The organism is Sivoneniella epilithica UHCC 1019 (assembly GCF_040830845.1).
GTDB lineage: Bacteria > Cyanobacteriota > Cyanobacteriia > Leptolyngbyales > Leptolyngbyaceae > ULC077BIN1.
In genome coordinates this window covers 16,021-33,870 of record NZ_JBFPDP010000047.1, presented here as the reverse complement: position 1 = coordinate 33,870, position 17,850 = coordinate 16,021, and the positions used below count along the sequence as shown (strand labels likewise).

24 protein-coding genes are annotated in these 17,850 nt (G+C 48.2%); 16 read left to right on the top strand and 8 right to left on the bottom strand.

Going from position 1 to position 17,850, the window contains the following annotated elements; genetic code table 11:
- A partial coding sequence (locus AB3R30_RS21735) for a hypothetical protein (protein WP_458651304.1) occupies positions 1-379 on the bottom strand: 379 nt, incomplete at its 3' end.
- Positions 380-532: 153 nt separating this feature from the next.
- Here AB3R30_RS21735 and AB3R30_RS21730 point away from each other — a divergent pair.
- From AB3R30_RS21730 to AB3R30_RS21705, 6 genes are all read left to right on the top strand, one after another.
- Complete coding sequence (locus tag AB3R30_RS21730; RefSeq protein WP_458651303.1) at positions 533-796, top strand: helix-turn-helix transcriptional regulator; 264 nt, start codon at positions 533-535, stop codon at positions 794-796.
- A 93-nt stretch (positions 797-889) separates the two neighbouring features.
- Positions 890-1,015 carry a hypothetical protein gene (locus AB3R30_RS21725; RefSeq protein WP_458651302.1) on the top strand — a complete coding sequence of 42 codons (126 nt, stop codon included), beginning with the start codon at positions 890-892 and terminating at the stop codon, positions 1,013-1,015.
- Between the two features lie 70 nt (positions 1,016-1,085).
- Positions 1,086-1,295, top strand: a complete 210-nt coding sequence (locus AB3R30_RS21720) for a hypothetical protein (RefSeq protein WP_458651301.1) — start codon at positions 1,086-1,088, stop codon at positions 1,293-1,295.
- Positions 1,292-1,498, top strand: coding sequence for a hypothetical protein (locus tag AB3R30_RS21715; RefSeq protein WP_458651300.1), 207 nt, complete (start codon positions 1,292-1,294; stop codon positions 1,496-1,498). The genes AB3R30_RS21720 and AB3R30_RS21715 overlap by 4 nt, the downstream gene beginning before the upstream one ends.
- 2 nt (positions 1,499-1,500) lie before the next feature.
- Positions 1,501-1,788, top strand: coding sequence for a hypothetical protein (locus tag AB3R30_RS21710; protein ID WP_458651299.1), 288 nt, complete (start codon positions 1,501-1,503; stop codon positions 1,786-1,788).
- A 127-nt stretch (positions 1,789-1,915) separates the two neighbouring features.
- Positions 1,916-2,419, top strand: a complete 504-nt coding sequence (locus tag AB3R30_RS21705) for a hypothetical protein (protein ID WP_458651298.1) — start codon at positions 1,916-1,918, stop codon at positions 2,417-2,419.
- On the opposite strand, the gene AB3R30_RS21700 is transcribed toward AB3R30_RS21705, so the two are convergent.
- The 6 genes from AB3R30_RS21700 to AB3R30_RS21675 all read right to left on the bottom strand — a co-directional run bounded on the left by AB3R30_RS21700 (position 2,420) and on the right by AB3R30_RS21675 (position 6,114).
- On the bottom strand, positions 2,420-2,725 hold the full coding sequence (locus AB3R30_RS21700) for a hypothetical protein (protein WP_458651297.1): 306 nt from the start codon (positions 2,723-2,725) through the stop codon (positions 2,420-2,422).
- The gene (locus tag AB3R30_RS21695) at positions 2,722-3,024 is read right to left on the bottom strand and encodes a hypothetical protein (protein WP_458651296.1); all 303 of its coding nucleotides are present in this window, start codon (positions 3,022-3,024) and stop codon (positions 2,722-2,724) included. The genes AB3R30_RS21700 and AB3R30_RS21695 overlap by 4 nt, the downstream gene beginning before the upstream one ends.
- Before the next feature lie 6 nt (positions 3,025-3,030).
- On the bottom strand, positions 3,031-3,276 hold the full coding sequence (locus AB3R30_RS21690) for a hypothetical protein (RefSeq protein WP_458651295.1): 246 nt from the start codon (positions 3,274-3,276) through the stop codon (positions 3,031-3,033).
- 62 nt (positions 3,277-3,338) lie between these two features.
- On the bottom strand, positions 3,339-3,665 hold the full coding sequence (locus AB3R30_RS21685; RefSeq protein ID WP_458651294.1) for a hypothetical protein: 327 nt from the start codon (positions 3,663-3,665) through the stop codon (positions 3,339-3,341).
- A gap of 287 nt (positions 3,666-3,952) precedes the next feature.
- A complete protein-coding gene (locus tag AB3R30_RS21680) occupies positions 3,953-5,806 on the bottom strand; it encodes a hypothetical protein (RefSeq protein ID WP_458651293.1) in 1,854 nt (617 codons plus the stop codon).
- 2 nt (positions 5,807-5,808) lie between these two features.
- Entirely contained in the window at positions 5,809-6,114 is a 306-nt protein-coding gene (locus tag AB3R30_RS21675) for a hypothetical protein (protein ID WP_458651292.1), read from the bottom strand.
- A gap of 634 nt (positions 6,115-6,748) precedes the next feature.
- Between AB3R30_RS21675 and AB3R30_RS21670 the strand changes: the two genes are divergently transcribed.
- From AB3R30_RS21670 to AB3R30_RS21660, 3 genes are all read left to right on the top strand, one after another.
- On the top strand, positions 6,749-7,921 hold the full coding sequence (locus tag AB3R30_RS21670; protein WP_458651291.1) for a low temperature requirement protein A: 1,173 nt from the start codon (positions 6,749-6,751) through the stop codon (positions 7,919-7,921).
- A gap of 179 nt (positions 7,922-8,100) precedes the next feature.
- A complete protein-coding gene (mmsA, locus tag AB3R30_RS21665; protein ID WP_458651290.1) occupies positions 8,101-9,573 on the top strand; it encodes a CoA-acylating methylmalonate-semialdehyde dehydrogenase in 1,473 nt (490 codons plus the stop codon).
- Between the two features lie 107 nt (positions 9,574-9,680).
- Complete coding sequence (locus AB3R30_RS21660; RefSeq protein WP_458651289.1) at positions 9,681-10,619, top strand: flagellar assembly protein H; 939 nt, start codon at positions 9,681-9,683, stop codon at positions 10,617-10,619.
- On the opposite strand, the gene AB3R30_RS21655 is transcribed toward AB3R30_RS21660, so the two are convergent.
- Positions 10,601-10,804 (bottom strand): hypothetical protein, encoded by a 204-nt coding sequence (locus AB3R30_RS21655; protein WP_458651288.1) that lies wholly within the window; start codon positions 10,802-10,804, stop codon positions 10,601-10,603. The two genes, AB3R30_RS21660 and AB3R30_RS21655, sit on opposite strands and share 19 nt — an antisense overlap.
- Positions 10,805-10,965: 161 nt before the next feature.
- On the opposite strand from AB3R30_RS21655, the gene purQ reads away from it, so the two are divergent.
- From purQ to AB3R30_RS21620, 7 genes are all read left to right on the top strand, one after another.
- Positions 10,966-11,682: a phosphoribosylformylglycinamidine synthase subunit PurQ gene (gene purQ, locus AB3R30_RS21650; RefSeq protein WP_458651287.1), complete on the top strand. Its 717-nt coding sequence runs from the start codon at positions 10,966-10,968 to the stop codon at positions 11,680-11,682.
- 101 nt (positions 11,683-11,783) lie between these two features.
- The gene (gene cruF / locus AB3R30_RS21645) at positions 11,784-12,677 is read left to right on the top strand and encodes a gamma-carotene 1'-hydroxylase CruF (RefSeq protein WP_458651286.1); all 894 of its coding nucleotides are present in this window, start codon (positions 11,784-11,786) and stop codon (positions 12,675-12,677) included.
- Positions 12,678-12,725: 48 nt separating this feature from the next.
- On the top strand, positions 12,726-13,961 hold the full coding sequence (gene cruG, locus AB3R30_RS21640; RefSeq protein ID WP_458651285.1) for a 2'-O-glycosyltransferase CruG: 1,236 nt from the start codon (positions 12,726-12,728) through the stop codon (positions 13,959-13,961).
- Between the two features lie 187 nt (positions 13,962-14,148).
- Positions 14,149-15,159, top strand: a complete 1,011-nt coding sequence (locus tag AB3R30_RS21635) for a hypothetical protein (RefSeq protein ID WP_458651284.1) — start codon at positions 14,149-14,151, stop codon at positions 15,157-15,159.
- Positions 15,160-15,402: 243 nt separating this feature from the next.
- Entirely contained in the window at positions 15,403-15,621 is a 219-nt protein-coding gene (locus AB3R30_RS21630; protein ID WP_458651283.1) for a type II toxin-antitoxin system HicB family antitoxin, read from the top strand.
- 177 nt (positions 15,622-15,798) lie between these two features.
- A complete protein-coding gene (locus tag AB3R30_RS21625) occupies positions 15,799-16,785 on the top strand; it encodes a CobW family GTP-binding protein (RefSeq protein WP_458651282.1) in 987 nt (328 codons plus the stop codon).
- Positions 16,773-17,849, top strand: coding sequence for a WD40 repeat domain-containing protein (locus tag AB3R30_RS21620; RefSeq protein ID WP_458651281.1), 1,077 nt, complete (start codon positions 16,773-16,775; stop codon positions 17,847-17,849). The genes AB3R30_RS21625 and AB3R30_RS21620 overlap by 13 nt, the downstream gene beginning before the upstream one ends.
- The last annotated feature ends 1 nt before the right edge of the window (position 17,850 follow it).

Below are 17,850 nucleotides of genomic sequence, written 5' to 3'. Positions count from 1 at the left end.
GAATTGTGGACTGAGAGTCCGGAATTGTGGACTGAGAGTCCGGAATTGTGGACTGAGAGTCCGGAATTGTGGACTGAGAGTCCGGAATTGTGGACTGAGAAATGCGGATGATTAAATCGCCTTCTACCTCAAAATCGATGCGCCCCTCCAGCTTCAATTTGGATATCGCGTCATAAAAAGATGTTCTACTGATTGACAACTCAGCGGACACTTTTCGCGGGTTGATCCTGACTGGAGTTCCTATCTTTTGCGATGCGCTGACTAGGTAAAAGATTGCACCTTTAGCAGTCAAAAGACCATCTAGGCGGTCTTTTTTTACGTCTGAGGGCGTGATCCGATAGTGCGGTAAAACTTTATGCTTTCCGTTTGATTCGGTCATAACTATTTGTTTGGATTAATTCAATTGGATAATCAGGTACATCAACGCGGCTGAGATTGCACCCTGAACCGCGTTGATGAGTCCTTTAGCAACAGTCGCGGCGACCGTCTACTTCAAATTAGACGCTTGACCGTCGCTTGTCAACCGTCTATTATGAGTCAAGAAGTTAGCAAGGTCAGACCCGGATTGAAAGCACTTAGAAAGAAAGCAGGATTGACTCAGATTGAGCTTGCATTGCAGGTTCATGTGAGGGAACAAGCGGTTAGAGCTTGGGAAAATGGCGGCGCTGTCCCTAGCTTTGATACGGCTGTTCTGATTGCAAAAGCTCTCAAAGTGTCTTTGGAACGGTTAGCCGCTGAGTTCGGTTTAGAAGTTGATGGCACACCCAATGAAGAGGAGGAAGCCATGCTCAACTAGCGACAGCCTGGAATAGACAGGCGCACCCTCCAGAGTTTAGTTTCATGCCCGTCTTCACACGGGCTTCATTACCCACTTACCTAGAGAAAAACCATGACTGAAGAGAAGATCCCATACGCCTCCATCTCTTACGGCTCTTCCGACGAAGAAGCCAAAGAAGAAGACGAAGAAGAAGACGAAGACGAAGACGAAGCGGAAGACGAAGACGACGAAAAATAATCAAAAACCCGTGAGTGCGAATTTCCAGAGACTCACTCACGGGCTACCCCAATCACGAGGCAAACCAATTATGACCGAATACTTTGACGATCGCGTCACAGTAACAGTGACAACGACGAAGGAAGGCGCTGTGGACATATTGCATGGAATTGAATATGTCGCTCACGATTCCGCCGATCCTGGTAAAACTTGGGTAACCGTTGCTCCAGTGGAAAAACCCGACATCATGCAATCCAGCAATGTTGATCAGGCAAACCCTAATGAGGATAGCTGGTCATGACAGACGAAGAAGACAGAGCAAGGGATTTACAGCGCGCTGCCGCCATGAGTTTAGGCTCGGACACTGATGAACTGGGTGCCATCTCACCTCATCCCCATGGTGATCATGGCGATTATAAAGAGGACTACCCCAAGCCAGATCCGGAAGAGGTGGAAGCAATACTTAGGAGCTATGATAGAACGGACGTATCAGACGATAACTAACTATGTGGGACAGACGTGTTCTTGTTGGTAGTCGGGAAATTCATATTCTGGAAGACGTTCCAGAGTATGAAGGACTCTCAGATTCAAAGCATGAAACCTATCGGCTCCTGTGGGCACTTTCATTCATTGGCGGCGGCTTCGACCATAACCCCTACTCGATTGCGACAAGGGATTTTATGAAGCTCCTAGGACTGGGTAACAACCCGTTGCCGCTTCAAGCCAGATTTACAGGTCTGGAGGAGTTAGGCAAAATCAGGATCAACCGTACCAAGACGGCGATCGCTGCTTAAAAGTTTGATGTGAGGGCTTAGCCATATTGCCAGTGTGCAATGTGGCTTTTTTATGGGAATTATTAAAAAAGCCCCTCATCTTGTGTAGATAGAGGGGCTTGTAAGTATCTAGGCTTAGTTTACCCATATGAACGATCAAACTGTTTTGCTGGCTGCGATCCTCAAACTGGTCAATGGCAATAAAGAACGAAGTTTTGAGCTAATTAAAGCAATTCGTGAGCAGTATCCAGCTAAATCAATGGAATGGTGCTTGCAAAAGGTAATGTATGACTTACGCCACGGCAAGAAAATGTCACCGCCGGCGGCGCTAGTAAATCTAATAGTTACACCCTCAACAAAACCGACATTGCAACACTGGGGGGTGACTGGAGCCGTGCTGAGGGGAACTGAAGAAAAACCGTTAGCTATGAGTTCTCGCGATTTGAAAGCGTTGGCTGAAACAAAGCGGAAAATGCCATCTCAGTCAGCATCTGAATCCACAAAGCGGAAACTATACAAGCTTTTGTTAGGAGACGTTGAACAGGGTAGACGATTGGTCGAAAAAGTGCGAATCATGAACCCTGACAGAACAGAACAATGGGCAGTAGAAAAAGCAATTTATGATTTAGAACGCGATCGCCTGCGGGGTTAGTCATGGCTTCCGAGTCCACCCCGTTGATGCATCATTGGACAGCTTGATCAGAATCACATTCAACAGATTCTTAGATTCGATCGCGTCTAACGTTGCCTTATCAAAACGAGTATCAAACTCTTTTAGTATTGTTGCCTGACCTTCCGATAGCTGCTGATAATTGCGCTTCAAATGCTCAAAGTCTCGCTGAGAGGCATACTTCTTTTGCACAGAGGCAGAGTACCAACTGATCGCAGCAAAACACGCTGATCCAATAGAGAGGCACAGCACGACAAGCTGGAGTAATTCAATAGTCTGTTTATTCATTGCCAATATTCAATGTCTACAGTCCAGGGCACTGTAGGAAAAATATATGCTTTTAGCGCGATCGTCCGAAGTGGAAAGAAAACAGGCTGAACAACCTCAAATATCTGCCGTTCAGCCTGCTTCAAATACAGCCTCTTAACCTGAAAAAACTCTGTCCCGGTTGGCTCAGATTGACCAATCAAACCACGTCCATAGTTTGCACCGGGCAAAGTGTGAGTCAGTCTGATGAAATCGCTTGCAAATGTTGGCGTGAACTGCCAGCCAACAGTTAACGAAAAGCTGGACAAATACACCCACATAAAACTTTAGCAATAGGGTTCAGCAGCCGCAATAATAGCACCCGTATCAGAAACAACAAGATTAAGCGGCAACGTGACAGAGATGCTAGCAGTCTTTGCATCGGTGTTAATTGTCAGTTGAACTCTGTTGGGTTTGGCAATTCCAGGATCTGGCTCAAAAGCCTGTTCTGCTGTTTGCAAAAGTTGGACTATTTCCAATAATCCCGCTTCTAAAGTCGTGGATTGAATGTCTGTGTTTAGAAGTGTTGCCATGATTAAAATCCTTAAAAAATTACAAAAACCCAGAAAAAACGTGAAAGCAAATCTCAGAAACATTAAGGAGCTAGAATTCTCCGTCTGATCGGATTAGCTTCCAAAATTGTTTGTCCTTTATATGTTTTGCCAACTAACGCCGCAGGCGCAGTTCCAGCATTTGCTGGAGCGCATAGTACACGTCCATAAGTTGGAGGGTTAAGACCGCCAGCATCAAGAGTAACTCTGAAAGCTGTCACAGGATAGTTAAAAACACTCCCTTTTAACCGAATGCCTGCGGGGGGTATGCCTTCTACCCCTAAATCGGCTAAGAGATTTGTGTAATTAGCAACAGGAGCATTGAACCTAACATAAGCTGTTGGACTGATTGCAATGTAATAACGAGCCATAGAAACCTCATTTCTTTGAGATTAGTATTGACTTTGTAACACCTAAAAGTAATATTCATTGAACAAAATAACAGTCGAACCTTAATCATCGACTACTTTCATCAACAATCCACCAACAACAACCTAACTTGTAGCCTAGTAATTTTCCAGTTTTAAGTCTGCCTCTAACGCCAGACACACTTAAATAATTTGCGATCGCGTAATCTTCAAGTTTTACTAGTTTTTCCAAGTCATGCACCACACGACGATACTTGTATTGGTGACAAATTGCTGGAAATGGTCTTCTGCTAGTGTTCATAGAAATATGAGATCCAGGCAGGTTTAGTATTTCGCTGTCCGTTTTCAAAGTATTTTGCAATACGACAGACTAAATTCTTTTCTGCTACTCCACGTCCGCCCATAGGTCCGATTTTGAATTGATTGTTTCCTAAAAAGTCGTCATCTACTAGCCTAACTGCTTCAACCAAAGTTGTTTCGGCTTGTTCAGCGGATGCAGCATTTACAATAATTTTGCTGTTGTCTTTGAGAGTCAGTGACCCTTGATAGTTGCCACCTTGGTAAGGCGATATAGGTGGCTCGGTTAGTTCATCCCCGTAGTAGTGAGGAATCGTCATTTGATACTTAGGTTCTCCAAAACTTCCATCTTCTTTTAGTTCTGCAAATTGCAACAAGAGTTGTGGTCGATCGTTGCCAGGGCGTGATTGCCACCATTCAGGACTTGCGGCAATACAGCAATCTTCTGTGTCTTTGCATTTAACCGCTTCGAGTTCATAAACGCGATCGTGCAGCAACTTGATTTGCTCTTCTGTGCCTTCCAGTGCTTCAACTTGCTCGTTCTTAAACTTCGGCTCTACTTTGCCTGTGATTGGATTTTTCTCACATTTATCAAAAACTTTGACCATGACCATCACCATAGAGCAAGGTTCACATTCGCACTCACAGCAGTCGCCCGGTCTGGCTGGTTTTTGTGTTGGCGGTTTTGTTAGAGTTGGCGCGGGTTGAGGAGTTGGAATGGGCGCGGGAATAGGTAAGCCACTAGGTGAACCTGATGGAGAGCCACTAGGTGAACCTGATGGTGACGGCGCTGGTGTTGGTGACGGCGCTGGTGTTGGTGACGGCGCTGGTGTTGGATAAGGTTCAGGGACAGGCAACGGTGACGGCGCTGGTGAAGGGAAAGGAAAAGGATAGGGCGCAGGTGCTGGGAAGGGTTCTGGAAGTGCGTAGGGTAAGGGCTGACTGCCAGGTGAAGGGATGGGAGACGGCGCGGGAACTAGATAGGGAACTGGGTAGGGATTGGATATCGGATCACCTTGAGGAAATGGATTAGAGATCGGCTGTGTTCCGGGTTCAAGTACAACAACATTGATAGATCCTGTACTTGTCTCAAATTCGTTCTCATAATTGTATGTAGCAGCATAGGTATTGATTAGGGCTGCTAAGGTATCACCGCCAGCCTGACCGCCGCCGCTGACAGAGCTTGATGGTTGACCGTTTGGTTTTGGTGTTCGGACTACATAGGCATCAACCCGATAAAGCGCGTCAGCATAGATCTCTGATGGCGCGTTTACTGGAATGGGAAAACCGGGCATCCGTCCCGGCTGCATTGTTGGATTAAATGCCTGATCGATCGCCCCTCCCAGTGCAGCCCCTAAAGCACTTCCTATCACCCCACCAACCGCAGCACCAACCGGACCCGCAAAAGCTCCGACCGCTGCCCCGGCAATTCCTCCCCCCGTGCCGCCGATCGCTTCTCCTAAGCCTGCACCACCCAGAAGCGCTCCACCAAGTGCAGCCGCTGCTGCTGCTGCCCCACCGCCGCCGCCTGGTCTTGGTACACCTGCCGATGGTCTGGGTGTTGGAGCGGTTGACGGATATTGTTTAGGCTTAAATTCGTTGACGGGTTGCCATGGAACATCGATCGCCGGGGGGCGAGGGGAAGGTGGAGACGGCTTAGGAGTGGCAGGAAGTGGATCGAGTAGCTCACCTTGAATCGGAGCGGCGCTGGGAGACATTGCTCCAGCAGTAGGAGGTTTATATACTGCAAGCTGTCCCGGCGCTGTAGTGTTAAACGCGGGTGCGCTAAAAGGTGTGCTTTGAGCAGGCGTAGGAGCGTATAGAGGTTTGGTTGGAAAGGGTGCCATTCCTAGTTAGATTTAAATCCAGCAGGGACAACCACGTTAGAAACTTCCTGGGTATGCTGCCAAATTTTCACCGTGCGATCGCTTGAATAGTCATTGGATAGTGGCAAGCAGGCACGGATCAAAATCCGATAGGTATTGTCAGCAGCCTGAAAAATTTGCGCTTGTGCCACTTTCTGGGCGTTATCTGGTGTTTCCAATACTCCGATCGTGGGATTAACAAATGCCAGCGTGTAACCACTCCAAGCGATCAACCGCTCCAAAGTGTTGATATTTGACGGAATGTCTGTATCTAGAACTAATGAACTCATTTTATCGAAGTGAACAACGATTCAATGATGCCCAAAATATCCAGCAAAGTCTAGAAAAATATGGCTCCGAAGCGCCAAAGTTAGGCAGGTTTTAAGCAAGCTGCAATGGTACACTTTGCTAAGCTATACCTAGCAAGGGTTTTAGGTATAGGTGTTCCAGTCTCCAAAACCTGATGTCTGGGGTTCAAGTCCTCAAGGGCGCGCTTTAAAATTTGATTACTTAAGCTTAAAACCCTTGCTAATGTGGAATCTCAAAGTTTATTGAGATTCATGAATGTACTGAATGGTTCTTAAACAAACCTGAACATACGTCCAAATCTAAGCAAGATTTAAGCAGAGTTGTTTATAGACGGCATTGCTGAATCTGGGGATGAAATTTGTAGGGGTAATCCCTTGTGGTTGCCCTCGATCTCCGTCAGGGTAGTCACAAGACCTACCCCTACAGTTAGAAATCATACTGGCATTCAGCAACGCCAGAATAGGTAGATGAGAACAGGTTATTGCTGCTATCGTGTCAAAACTTGCGATCGCTGAAAAAGCAGCCCGTAAAGTTGGCGTACTGCGGGATTGTAAACTATGCTCATTAAAACCTGACTCTCAGGTGTTCTGTTTTTTCTGTATCTCTAACTGACCTATGACTAGCTGGATGCAACCGCCTCGGCTTCGGGGTGGAGAAGATGACAACACCCGCCGGGTTACCTGGCTAGAGCTATTCTATGACCTGGTGTTTGTTGTAGCGGTTTCGCAAGTTGCCCATAACTTGAGTCAAGATGTTTCGCTGAAAGGCTTTGTAGGCTTTGTGGTGCTGTTTGTGCCGTTGTGGTGGGCGTGGATTGGTGCCACGCTGTATGCCAATCGCTTTGATACGGATACGGTGATTCGGCGCGTGTTGATGGGGGTGCAAATGTTGGCGATCGCGGCACTAGCGATCAACGTTCATCATGGGTTAGATGATTCATCTTCCGGCTTTGCCCTATCCTATGCAGCGGCGCGGATCGTGTTGGTGCTGGAGTATTTATGGGCTGGCTGGTGCATTCCCACGGTACGGGGGTTAACCACGCATTATTCAATTGGTTTTGCGATCGCGGTAGCTTTCTGGATTATTTCCACTTTTGTGCCAGTGCCGCTCAGATTTGCATTTTGGGGATTGGGTTTAGCGGTTGATTTTGCTACCCCGCTCACCGCCCAACGGCATCAAGCAGCCGTTCCCCCTCATTTAGAACATCTTCCAGAGCGATTTGGACTGTTTACCATCATTGTCCTAGGAGAAGCAATTATTGCCGTGGTGAATGGCGTTTCCGAGATGAAATGGAGTGGTATCAGCGCCTTCAGTGCGATATTTGGTTTTGTCGTTGCCTTCAGCCTTTGGTGGGTTTATTTTGACAATGTAGATGGTTCATCCATTCGAGCCATAAAAACGTCGGGTCGGTTGCGAGTGTTTCAATTCTGGTTCTACTCCCATCTGCCTTTGGTGATTGGGATAGCTGCCGCCGGAATTGGCGTAGAGCATGTGATTCTGAATAAAGACGGAACGCTTCTAACAGACTCAGAACGCTGGTTAATCTGTGGCTCGGTGGCGTTGTGTTTTCTTTCACTGGCAGTGCTGCACCGTACCGGAATTATTTTTAAGTGCAAAGCTAGAACAAAACATCGATTAGCGGCTGCCGGAGTGCTGTTCATCGTCGCGATCGCGGGTGCCACTCTTCCAGCCGTGCTAATCATCGCCATCACTGCGGCAGTCTGCGCGATCGAAGTCGGGCTAGATCTCTATCAAGGTCGCCCAGCCATAACACCTCAAAGTGCCTAGGGCGTGTTATCAATTAGGTCAAATGACAGAAGCCCGAGATAAACTGCACCCAGAAAGCTCTGTACTCGCCTATCGTAGCGCGTCGCAATCGCTCGATATAAAGAAAATCTCGACCAGATGCCGCGCTTTGTACAACTCCTGGTCACACTCTCGTAGGATGGATCGCAGCTATAAATTCTATGTCATCCATAACTCTAAAAAACTATATCAATGGTGAGTGGGCTTCTTCCAACACCACTGATTATCTGGATGTAATTAATCCGGCAACCGTGGAAATTTTGGCACAGGTGCCGCTGTCTGAGGTGGGGGAAGTGGATGAGGCAGTGCAGATGGCACAAGCAGCATTTACGAGTTGGCGGAGGGTTCCAGCCGGCGATCGCATTCAATATTTGTTCAAACTCAAAGCGTTGTTAGAAACGAACCTGGATGACCTGGCGCAAACCATCACGATGGAATGCGGTAAGACGCTGGCAGAATCGAAGGGGGAACTGCGACGGGCGATCGAAAATGTGGAGGTTGCCTGTGGCATTCCGATGATGATGCAGGGCTACAACTCGGAAAATATTGCTAGAGGCATCGACGAGTTTATGATTCGGCAGCCCTTGGGAGTAGTAGGGATTATTTGCCCGTTCAATTTCCCAGCTATGATTCCCTTTTGGTTTATGCCCTACGCGATCGCCTGCGGCAACACCGTGATCCTAAAGCCATCGGAAAAAGTGCCGCTGACGTTGCAAAAAGTGGTGCAGTTAATCGAGCAAACTGGTTTACCTGCTGGCGTAGTCAATTTGGTGAATGGTGCAAAAACCGTGGTAGATGCCCTGCTGGATCATCCGACGATTCGCGCGATTAGTTTTGTTGGGTCTACCCCCGTCGCCCAGTATGTCTACAGTCGGGCGGCGGCGACTGGCAAGCGTGCCCAGTGTCAGGGCGGGGCAAAAAATCCGGTGATTGTGCTACCCGATGCGGATATTGCTACCACCACGAGAATTATGGCAGATAGTGCGTTTGGCTGTGCTGGACAGCGCTGTTTGGCGGCATCGGTGGCGATCACGGTGGGAGATGCACAGCAAACTTTTACTGAGGCGATCGCGGAGGTCGCACATACTCGCACCGTGGGCTATGGGCTAGATGATGGCATTCAAATGGGAGCCGTAATCACATCGGATAGCAAAACCCGGATTGAACGCCTGATTCAGCAGGGAATTGATCAAGGTGCAACGGCTCTGGTGGACGGTCGCCAGCCCAAAATTGTCGGCTATGAGCAGGGCTATTTCGTGCGCCCGACGATTCTGCAAAATGTGAACCCCGATGGCAATATTGCCAAAACCGAGATTTTTGGTCCCGTGTTGAGTTTGATTCACCTGGAAACGATTGATCAGGCGATCGCGCTCATCAACCAGGGACAATATGGCAACATGGCATGTCTGTTCACCTCCAGCGGTGCGGCAGCCCGACAGTTTCGCTCCGAAGCTGAGGCTGGCAACATTGGCATCAATATCGGCGTGGCGGCTCCCATGGCGCAGTTTCCTTTTAGCGGTTGGAAAGATAGCTTTTTTGGTGACCTGCACGGGCAAGGACATCACGCCGTAGAATTTTTTACCCAAACCAAAGTGGTGATAGAACGCTGGCATCACTGGACGCGCCAGTTTTAGGGATAACCAACATCTCAAAGAGGTATTCGAAAAATTTAGGCTTGTAGCAGACGCGATCGCTATCGAACACCTGTATTATTGAAGCTGGCTCAAACTGATTTGTTTCAATGACTCGCAAACCACACGATAACTTTGCTAAACAATATTTGAAAGGACTGCTAGAACCGCTGGGGGCAGCAGAAACCAGTCGAGACATTTTTGAGGAAATGCAGCAGGTTGATGTCTGGTTTGCGCCAAACGCTGCAACCGAGACAACTCGTCAGGCTTTGGGACTCTTGGGACAACTCGTTGCGAATCCCTGTTTACTCGAACCGTTCCGTAACCCTGCCCCCATCGTAGAAATTCGGGCTTGTCTCAGTAAGCTGTTTGCACTGCAAGCCGAGGATCGACGTAGCGCAAAGCGCCAGGGGCAAAAGCGACCAGAAGCGCAACTTCCCAAACTGTGGCTGCTAGTGCCCTCTGCTTCCCAAGCAGTATTGCAAGGATTTGGGGCTAAGTCTCGTCCACTCTGGGCAGCAGGAGTGTACTTTCTACCAGAGCATTTTCATACTGCCTTGGTTGTCATCCATCAACTTCCAGTTACACCAGAAACGTTATGGCTCAGGTTGTTGGGGCGCGACCGCGTACAGGCGCAGGCAATGACCGAATTGCTGGATCTGCCGCCCGACCATCCCCTGCGAAATGGAGTGTTAGAGTATCTGACAAAGTTGCAAGTGAACCTACAAAGCCGTCAAAATCTAAACATAGAGCAAAGGGAGTTGGCAATGAATTTAGATATTGCGTATGAGAAGTGGCGGCAGGAAACTCTTCAGGAGGGTCGGCAGGAGGGTCGGCAGGAGGGTCGGCAGGAGGGTCGGCAAGAAGCTCTGCGGGAAGAAATTGAAGACTTGCTAGAAGTTCGGTTTGGCGAGTTAGATTCCGAACTATCCAGGATTGCTTTTACATGGATAGAGTTGCCCAAGCGCGATCGCGCCCGGTTGCTGTTGCAACTGCCAAGCCTGTCTCGTGAGGAGTTGATCGCCCAGTTTCAGGATAGCGATCGCTGAGAAGTTGGGGCTAAATCTGATGCAATGTCCCGAATGCGGTTGCGGTTTAAGTGGGGCAATCTTAGTGTTTTCAATGTCCCGCTTTCTGGAGGCAGCGATCGCAGTCCCTGTTCACTCAGATCAAGGTCTTCTATTTTGTCTGTTGACGCTTGCTCAATCACCCGTAGCAGTTCTTCGTCAGTCATTGGTCATCACCAAATATGTCATTGGGCAAAAATGAACCCGGTTGCCCTGCCAATTTATCTTTTCATTGGCTCTGCATAAAAGGCTCAAACAGGGATAAAATAGCGTCCAGAATCAGCCGACCTTTTAATCCGTATTCTCGTTCCAAGTAGTGGTGCAGTTCGTGAAATTTGGAATTATTGTGTTTCCAGGATCAAATTGCGATCGCGATGTTGCCTATGTCACTCGCGACTTGTTGCAGCAGCCGACTCGTATGATCTGGCATGAAGACAGCGATTTGTCTGATGTGGATGTGGTTATCGTTCCGGGCGGGTTTAGCTATGGTGATTACCTGCGCTGTGGCGCGATCGCCCGATTTTCACCAGCCATGCGATCGGTGGTAGACCATGCTAATCAAGGTAAGTTTGTCCTGGGAATTTGTAATGGCTTCCAAGTTTTGACTGAGGCGAAGTTGCTACCGGGCGCGTTGGTGAGAAATCGAGATCTTCACTTTATTTGCGATCGCGTGCCTCTGCGGGTCGAGCGCACTGATCTGCCATGGACTAGCCACTATCAACCTAGCGAAGTGATTACGCTGCCCATTGCCCACGGTGAAGGTAGCTACTATGCCGATGCCGACACGCTTAAGAGTTTGACCGAGAATCAGCAAATTCTGTTTCGCTACTGCTCTGCCGATGGCATCACTGATGCTGCCAATAATCCCAATGGCTCGGTACAAAACATCGCTGGAATTTGTAATCTTCAAGGCAATGTGCTGGGAATGATGCCCCATCCCGAACGAGCCGCCGATCCGGTTTTAGGCTCCACCGACGGCATTCAGCTATTTCAAGGCTTGCTTGCAGCCCTTGATGCAGATATTCCAGCAATCAGAATGGGCTAATTTTTTACTCCATCTTTGTATTTCGTTACAATTTTGTTCTTAAACATTTGTAAACTGTATACCAGGCACTTCTGGATGCCCCACTGTTTGAAGGATTTTCTATGAAGCAACTGGTTGTCACTGAGCGCGTCTGCCTCATCGGTCACGTTCTATCCTTAGTGTTTGGCTTAGCTGGGTTACTGCTGGTTCTGCCAAATCCTCAATTCATCGCACAACTACCGTCCATAGGTCAGCAGCTATTTGGGCTATCCATGGCAAATGGTGGAGTGGTCTACATTGTGTTGGGTGCGATCGCCGTGGCGCTGTATGCCTATCGCACGTTGGGCTGGCAAAACTTACTAGGCTTCATGCTTCCGGCTATATTTTTATCGTTGGGCAGCGAGCTATTGGGAACCAGCACTGGCTTTCCCTTTGGACACTATAGCTATCTCAGTGGTTTAGGCTACAAGATCGCAGGCTTAGTGCCTTTCACCATTCCACTCTCGTGGTTTTATCTAGGCTTTTCTACTTATGTGTTGGCGCGCAGCGGATTGGAAGCGAAAGGGATGAATGGCTGGAGTGCAAAAATCGGCGGAATCGCGATCGGTGCCCTTCTCCTAACCGCCTGGGATTTTGTCCTCGATCCAGCAATGAGTCAGGCGGCTTACCCCTTTTGGGCATTTCAAGACGTGGGCGAGTTTTTTGGAATGCCCTACCGCAACATTACGGGATGGCTCGGAACGGGACTGGTGTTTATGACGGTGGCAACGGTGTTTTGGAGATCGCCAGATCTGCCGCTCAAACGCAGTCAGTTAATGACTCCATTGGTGATATATCTGGTCAATTTTGCCTTTGGTGCCTTGATTACGATCGCTCAATTAGATGTGCGGTTTTGGATTCCAACAGCGATCAGCATCATCGTGGGGGTTGTTCCGGCGATCACTCTGTGGTGGAGCGCTGGAGCCGATGAGGTGACCGTTCGAGACCCCGAAATTACTCCATTTCAACTCCTCTAATCATGACGGTAATCCCGTATTAGCTCACTCCATACAAGGTCAATTCGGTTGATTAGTTTACTCGGACAATTTAGCGGACATTTGGCACAAGCAACACGACAAGCAGATCAGTGGTCAAATGTCTGCTTTTTTGTGCTGTTGTTAGTCCAGCTTCCCGCCGCCGCCATTTTGCTATCGCGCCTGCTCAGAGGACCCACTCGGTTTCCGCCTTTACGTCCTCAACTTGCCCAGCCTGCTTTTTTAGGCAAAGTAAGTGTGGTCGTGCCAACGCTCAATGAAGCCGAGCGGATCGCGCCCTGTTTAGCAGGGCTGAGTCGGCAAAGCTATGAAGTGCGAGAAGTCATCGTCGTGGATAGCCATTCCATGGATGCCACACCGGATCTGGTCAAAGCGAAACAACAACACGATCCTCGGTTTCGATTGATGAACGATGATCCGTTGCCAACCGATTGGGTGGGTCGTCCATGGGCGCTACACACTGGCTTTTTGGCAAGTTCTGAGCAAAGCGACTGGATTCTAGGCGTAGATGCCGATACTCAGCCCCAGCCTGGTCTGGTGGCAAGTTTACTAGAAACAGCGATCGCCCATCACTACGATTTAATTTCCCTCTCGCCTCAGTTCATCTTGAGCTATCCGGGTGAAATTTGGCTACAGCCTGCCTTATTAATGACGCTGGTGTATCGGTTTGGGGCAGCCGGAGAAACGAGCAATGCTCCAGAACGGGTGATGGCAAATGGACAATGCTTTTTTTGTCGGCGATCGCTCCTCGCTCAAGTGAATGGTTACACCAGCGCCAAGCGATCGTTTTGTGATGATGTCACCTTAGCGCGAGAAATTGCTGCTCAAGGCGCGAAAGTTGGCTTTTTGGATGGAGCCAAAGTACTGAAAGTGCGAATGTATGAAGGAGCAGCGGAAACCTGGAAAGAGTGGGGGCGATCGCTGGATCTAAAAGATGCCGCTTCCCCTGCTCAAGTATGGGGCGATTGGCTACTGTTGCTGCTAGTGCAGGGATTGCCGTTACCCCTAACAATCTTGTTATCAATCCTCATGAGCAGCGGACAGACGAATCTGGCAATGCAGAGTTTACTGGCTTTAAATCTGCTACTGCTGGTGATGCGGATTGGGCTAAACTTTGCGATCGCCCCTTCCTACGATCTCTCCCAAGCCAAAGCCTCCTGGCTATTCTGGCTGTCTCCCCTCGCCGACCCACTTGCCGTTTTACGAATTTTCCTCTCCTCTATCCAAACCCCCAAAAGCTGGCGCGGTAGAGTTTATAAAGGATAAGCTAAATTTTCTAATCGCTGATAGCCATAAAAGTCTGAAAACATTAATAAAGATTCTGCCTATTCATCCGTTTTGGAGTGTTATTAATAGCTAGATGTCTTTAGTTCCCTGTTTTGTGGTGGCACTTTGAAAGTTTTGAGTAAATGATTGAACGTATGATCAGCTTCAACACAGTAATTCAAAAAATATGAGCCGAAATATACGTTTGTTTCCGACCTACTCTCAAAAAGAGAATCAAACGACAAACCATTGCCTCCTAATACTTAAAATGTTGTATGAGGAGAATCCCAAGTTTTTATCAGAAGCACTAGGTGCGCTATTGGGTGAAAATTTTTCTGGTACAGTAGGCGTACAGTTCACACAACAAAGAAGGGGTAAAGAGAGTGTTCCCGATGGGGAAATTACTCAGGAACCTTTTTCTATTTTCATTGAGACAAAACTCGGCAGTAATTTTGACAAAGTTCAACTTCTAGGACATCTGGAAACTCTTAAACAGAAACAAGGTCAAAGGGTTCTGCTTGCTCTAGGTAACTTTGAGCAGGATAGCGCCTACCATCCTGACTTTCCAGAAATCGAAGGTATTGCAAAAAGTTATGACGTTTCTTTTGCTGCCGTTAGCTTTGAGCAGTTTCTTCAAGCAATTCAACTACCTTACTTGCCCAAAACTCTAGTTGATGCAGTATCAGATTTAGGTGAGTATCTTGATGAGAATGCTTTGTTACCATCCTGGAAATATCGATTAGATATTGTCAACTGTAAAATGAGCTTTGATAGTGTATTGCAATACAAGATTTACACATGTCCAACTCAAGGCGGTCAGTATAACCATCGACGCAGCTTGTACTTTGGCACATATCGTAACAAGCGTGTTGAACAAATTGCTCAGATTGAGGCTGTTGTGGATCTAGAGTCTGAAAGTGAAGCTACCTTGATTTGGAAGAATGACAGCCGATCAGAAGTAGAGCTAGTCAGAATTGCAGTAGAACGTCGTCAGCAAACAGGAGATTCTTGGCATCCAGTTCGCGCCTTCGTGTTAGGTGAGTTATTTGCTACTGATTTTATCAAAGCGAGTTCAGGCGGAATGCAAGGCAGTAAGCAATATTTTGACATCGGCAAATTAAAAGTTGTTGATGCACAGGATTTAGCTGCAAAAATCAGAGGAAAAACATGGGAAAACTATGAATCGTTGATTAGTTGACTACTAGTTATCGGTGTGACCCGCCGAGACAGATCATACTGCGTTGGTGCAGACGGAACAGAAGTTATCTACAGGAGTTTGAGGTTACTTGCCGCCGCACAACTGCATCAATGTTATGCCCAAACTTTAGATACGATCGCACTGATAGATAAAATTTATTGCAAGGTGAACGTGAGCTACGGAACACCAAGACAATATCTAGAAAGATTCGAGAGTTGAAAGCTCAGATTGCGCGTGAAGAAGATGAATCGGTATAGCATGATTGTTCAATGGTCTGATGAAGATCAGCTTTTCCTCGTCACGATCCCAGAATTTGCCGATCTCGTTGTGATGCCTTGTACTCATGGTAAAAATCGTGAGGAAGCAATTCATAATGGTGAAGACGTGATTGAAATGTACTTGGAAGCTTGGCAAGCCGAAGGCGACCCTATCCCCGAACCTCGGACGCTTCAGGTTGCCTAATGACCGTAGTGATTACGATCGCATCATAGAAACGTTAGACCCAAAAACTAGAGGCGATCGCCCTTGCCTCTCGCCGTCTCAAAGCATCTTTGTCTAGTGTTTCAGTTCTTCGCAACCGTTGGCTTTCTCACCCAGATCGTAAATTATGAGCGATAATGGTTCTCGTTCCTAAATAGAATGGGCACTCAAACAATGGTCAACATGGCAACAGCAAATTCGGTTCCTGTGACCCTGCTCACAGGCTATTTAGGCGCGGGCAAAACCACCCTGCTCAATCGCATTCTCACCCACGAACACGGCAAAAAAGTCGCGGTGATTGTCAATGAGTTTGGAGATGTAGGCATTGATCACCAGCTAATTATCAATGCGGACGAAGAAATTTTTGAGATGAACAACGGCTGCATTTGCTGCACCGTGCGGGGCGACCTGATTCGCATTATTGGCAACTTGATGAAGCGACGAGATAAATTTGACCATCTGGTGATTGAAACCACCGGGTTGGCTGATCCGGCTCCCGTCATTCAAACCTTTTTCATGGATGAGGATGTGCAGGCGCAAACCAATCTCGATTCAGTCGTGACCGTGGTGGATGCCAAACATATTTTGCAACACTGGGAGGCGGAAGAGGCACAGGAACAGATTGCTTTCGCCGATGTGATATTGCTCAACAAAACTGATTTGGTCACACCCGAAGCGTTAGATGCCTTGGAACGAAAAATTCGCAGCATGAATGCGCTGGCTAAGATCTATCGGACTCGCAATGCTGAACTAGAAATGGATGCGTTGCTGGGAATCGGTGCGTTTGATCTCGATCGCGCCCTTGAAATTGATCCAGATTTTCTCAACGAAACGGCTCACGAACATGACGAAACGGTTGGTTCCGTGGCGATCGTAGAATCAGGTGAAATCGATGGCATCAAGCTCAACGAATGGCTCGGTAACCTGCTGCAAACTCAGGGACCCGATATTTTTCGGATGAAAGGCATCTTGACGATCGCTGGCGAAGATCAGCGCTTTGTGTTTCAGGGCGTTCATATGCTGTTCGATGGCAAAGCCGATCGCCCTTGGAAAGCCGGAGAAACCCGCAAAAATGAACTGGTTTTCATTGGTCGAAACTTGGATGAAGCTCAACTGCGCGAGGATTTCCGAGCATGTTTGGTGTAAAAACAAAGAAACAGGGTGGGTTTGAGCGCCACTGGCAGGGAACCCTAGCGGACTATGTGACCGCGATCGCGTGGTCGCCCAATGGTCACTATCTGGCAGCGACTTCTGCGGCAAGTGAAGTCAGCTTACTCAATGTCAAGTTACAGCATCTTACCTTGCTGGAAACGAGTAGTGATCAGTCGATGGACTGCATTGCGTTCTCCCACGATGGCAAATTTCTCGCCGCCGCTGGACAGCAAGGGCAAGTGAAAATCTGGCAGGTACAGTCCGAGTCACCCGTGCTGATCGCCACGCTGGAGACTCGCTCCACCTGGATCGATCGCCTAGCATGGAGTTCGACCCATCATCACCTTGCCTTTCAATTGGGCTTTTGTCTGCAAATTTGGGATGCAGCCACCGCTCAGGTTGTCGAAACCTTGAGCTTAGATGCCACCGCTCAGGATTTTTGCTGGCACCCCGATGGACAGGCACTCGCGATCGCCGTGAAAAATAGTGTTCGCATTTGGAACACCCAAACCTGGGAGATCGAACATGATTGGGAAACAGCAGCACCTAGCTCTGCGATCGCCTGGTCGCCTGACGGGAAGTACATTGCTGCTGGAGGACACGATCGCACTCTGCTCGTGTGGCAGTGGGGCGTTGAGTATCCTTGGCGAATGGAAGGATTTCCTGGTAAGGTGAGCCACCTTGCCTGGTCAGATAGTGCCTCCTCGTCTGGTGCGCCGTTGCTGGTTGCCAGCAGTGCAGATGGGATGGTGAAATGGGAAAAAGACCAAGATGAGCAAATTGGTTGGAATGCTACCGAGTTGAAGCACCATCAAGCAAAGATTAGCGCGATCGCCTTTCAGCCTAAGTCCTTTTTATTGGCTTCCGCTGCAAAAGACGGGCAGCTTTGCTTATGGCATCACGCTAAAACGCTTGCTTTGACCCTAGAAGGCGCACCGCATGGCTTCTCATGTTTAGCATGGCATCCTCAAGGGCAGCAGCTTGCCGCAGGTGGAGAAAATGGAGAACTGTTTATCTGGTCTCAAGCGCTTCCTGGAAAAGGGTTTGGACACCGTTGAA

Excerpts from the sequence above, each read along its gene's own strand:
- AB3R30_RS21730 (WP_458651303.1), top strand. The coding sequence starts at position 533 with ATGAGTCAAGAAGTTAGCAAGGTCAGACCCGGATTGAAAGCACTTAGA.
- AB3R30_RS21725 (WP_458651302.1), top strand. The coding sequence starts at position 890 with ATGACTGAAGAGAAGATCCCATACGCCTCCATCTCTTACGGCTCTTCC.
- AB3R30_RS21720 (WP_458651301.1), top strand. The coding sequence starts at position 1,086 with ATGACCGAATACTTTGACGATCGCGTCACAGTAACAGTGACAACGACG.
- AB3R30_RS21715 (WP_458651300.1), top strand. The coding sequence starts at position 1,292 with ATGACAGACGAAGAAGACAGAGCAAGGGATTTACAGCGCGCTGCCGCC.
- AB3R30_RS21710 (WP_458651299.1), top strand. The coding sequence starts at position 1,501 with ATGTGGGACAGACGTGTTCTTGTTGGTAGTCGGGAAATTCATATTCTG.
- AB3R30_RS21705 (WP_458651298.1), top strand. The coding sequence starts at position 1,916 with ATGAACGATCAAACTGTTTTGCTGGCTGCGATCCTCAAACTGGTCAAT.
- AB3R30_RS21700 (WP_458651297.1), bottom strand. The coding sequence starts at position 2,725 with ATGAATAAACAGACTATTGAATTACTCCAGCTTGTCGTGCTGTGCCTC.
- AB3R30_RS21695 (WP_458651296.1), bottom strand. The coding sequence starts at position 3,024 with ATGTGGGTGTATTTGTCCAGCTTTTCGTTAACTGTTGGCTGGCAGTTC.
- AB3R30_RS21690 (WP_458651295.1), bottom strand. The coding sequence starts at position 3,276 with ATGGCAACACTTCTAAACACAGACATTCAATCCACGACTTTAGAAGCG.
- AB3R30_RS21685 (WP_458651294.1), bottom strand. The coding sequence starts at position 3,665 with ATGGCTCGTTATTACATTGCAATCAGTCCAACAGCTTATGTTAGGTTC.
- AB3R30_RS21680 (WP_458651293.1), bottom strand. The coding sequence starts at position 5,806 with ATGGCACCCTTTCCAACCAAACCTCTATACGCTCCTACGCCTGCTCAA.
- AB3R30_RS21675 (WP_458651292.1), bottom strand. The coding sequence starts at position 6,114 with ATGAGTTCATTAGTTCTAGATACAGACATTCCGTCAAATATCAACACT.
- AB3R30_RS21670 (WP_458651291.1), top strand. The coding sequence starts at position 6,749 with ATGACTAGCTGGATGCAACCGCCTCGGCTTCGGGGTGGAGAAGATGAC.
- mmsA (WP_458651290.1), top strand. The coding sequence starts at position 8,101 with ATGTCATCCATAACTCTAAAAAACTATATCAATGGTGAGTGGGCTTCT.
- AB3R30_RS21660 (WP_458651289.1), top strand. The coding sequence starts at position 9,681 with ATGACTCGCAAACCACACGATAACTTTGCTAAACAATATTTGAAAGGA.
- AB3R30_RS21655 (WP_458651288.1), bottom strand. The coding sequence starts at position 10,804 with ATGACTGACGAAGAACTGCTACGGGTGATTGAGCAAGCGTCAACAGAC.
- cruF (WP_458651286.1), top strand. The coding sequence starts at position 11,784 with ATGAAGCAACTGGTTGTCACTGAGCGCGTCTGCCTCATCGGTCACGTT.
- AB3R30_RS21635 (WP_458651284.1), top strand. The coding sequence starts at position 14,149 with ATGAGCCGAAATATACGTTTGTTTCCGACCTACTCTCAAAAAGAGAAT.
- AB3R30_RS21630 (WP_458651283.1), top strand. The coding sequence starts at position 15,403 with ATGAATCGGTATAGCATGATTGTTCAATGGTCTGATGAAGATCAGCTT.
- AB3R30_RS21625 (WP_458651282.1), top strand. The coding sequence starts at position 15,799 with ATGGGCACTCAAACAATGGTCAACATGGCAACAGCAAATTCGGTTCCT.
- AB3R30_RS21620 (WP_458651281.1), top strand. The coding sequence starts at position 16,773 with ATGTTTGGTGTAAAAACAAAGAAACAGGGTGGGTTTGAGCGCCACTGG.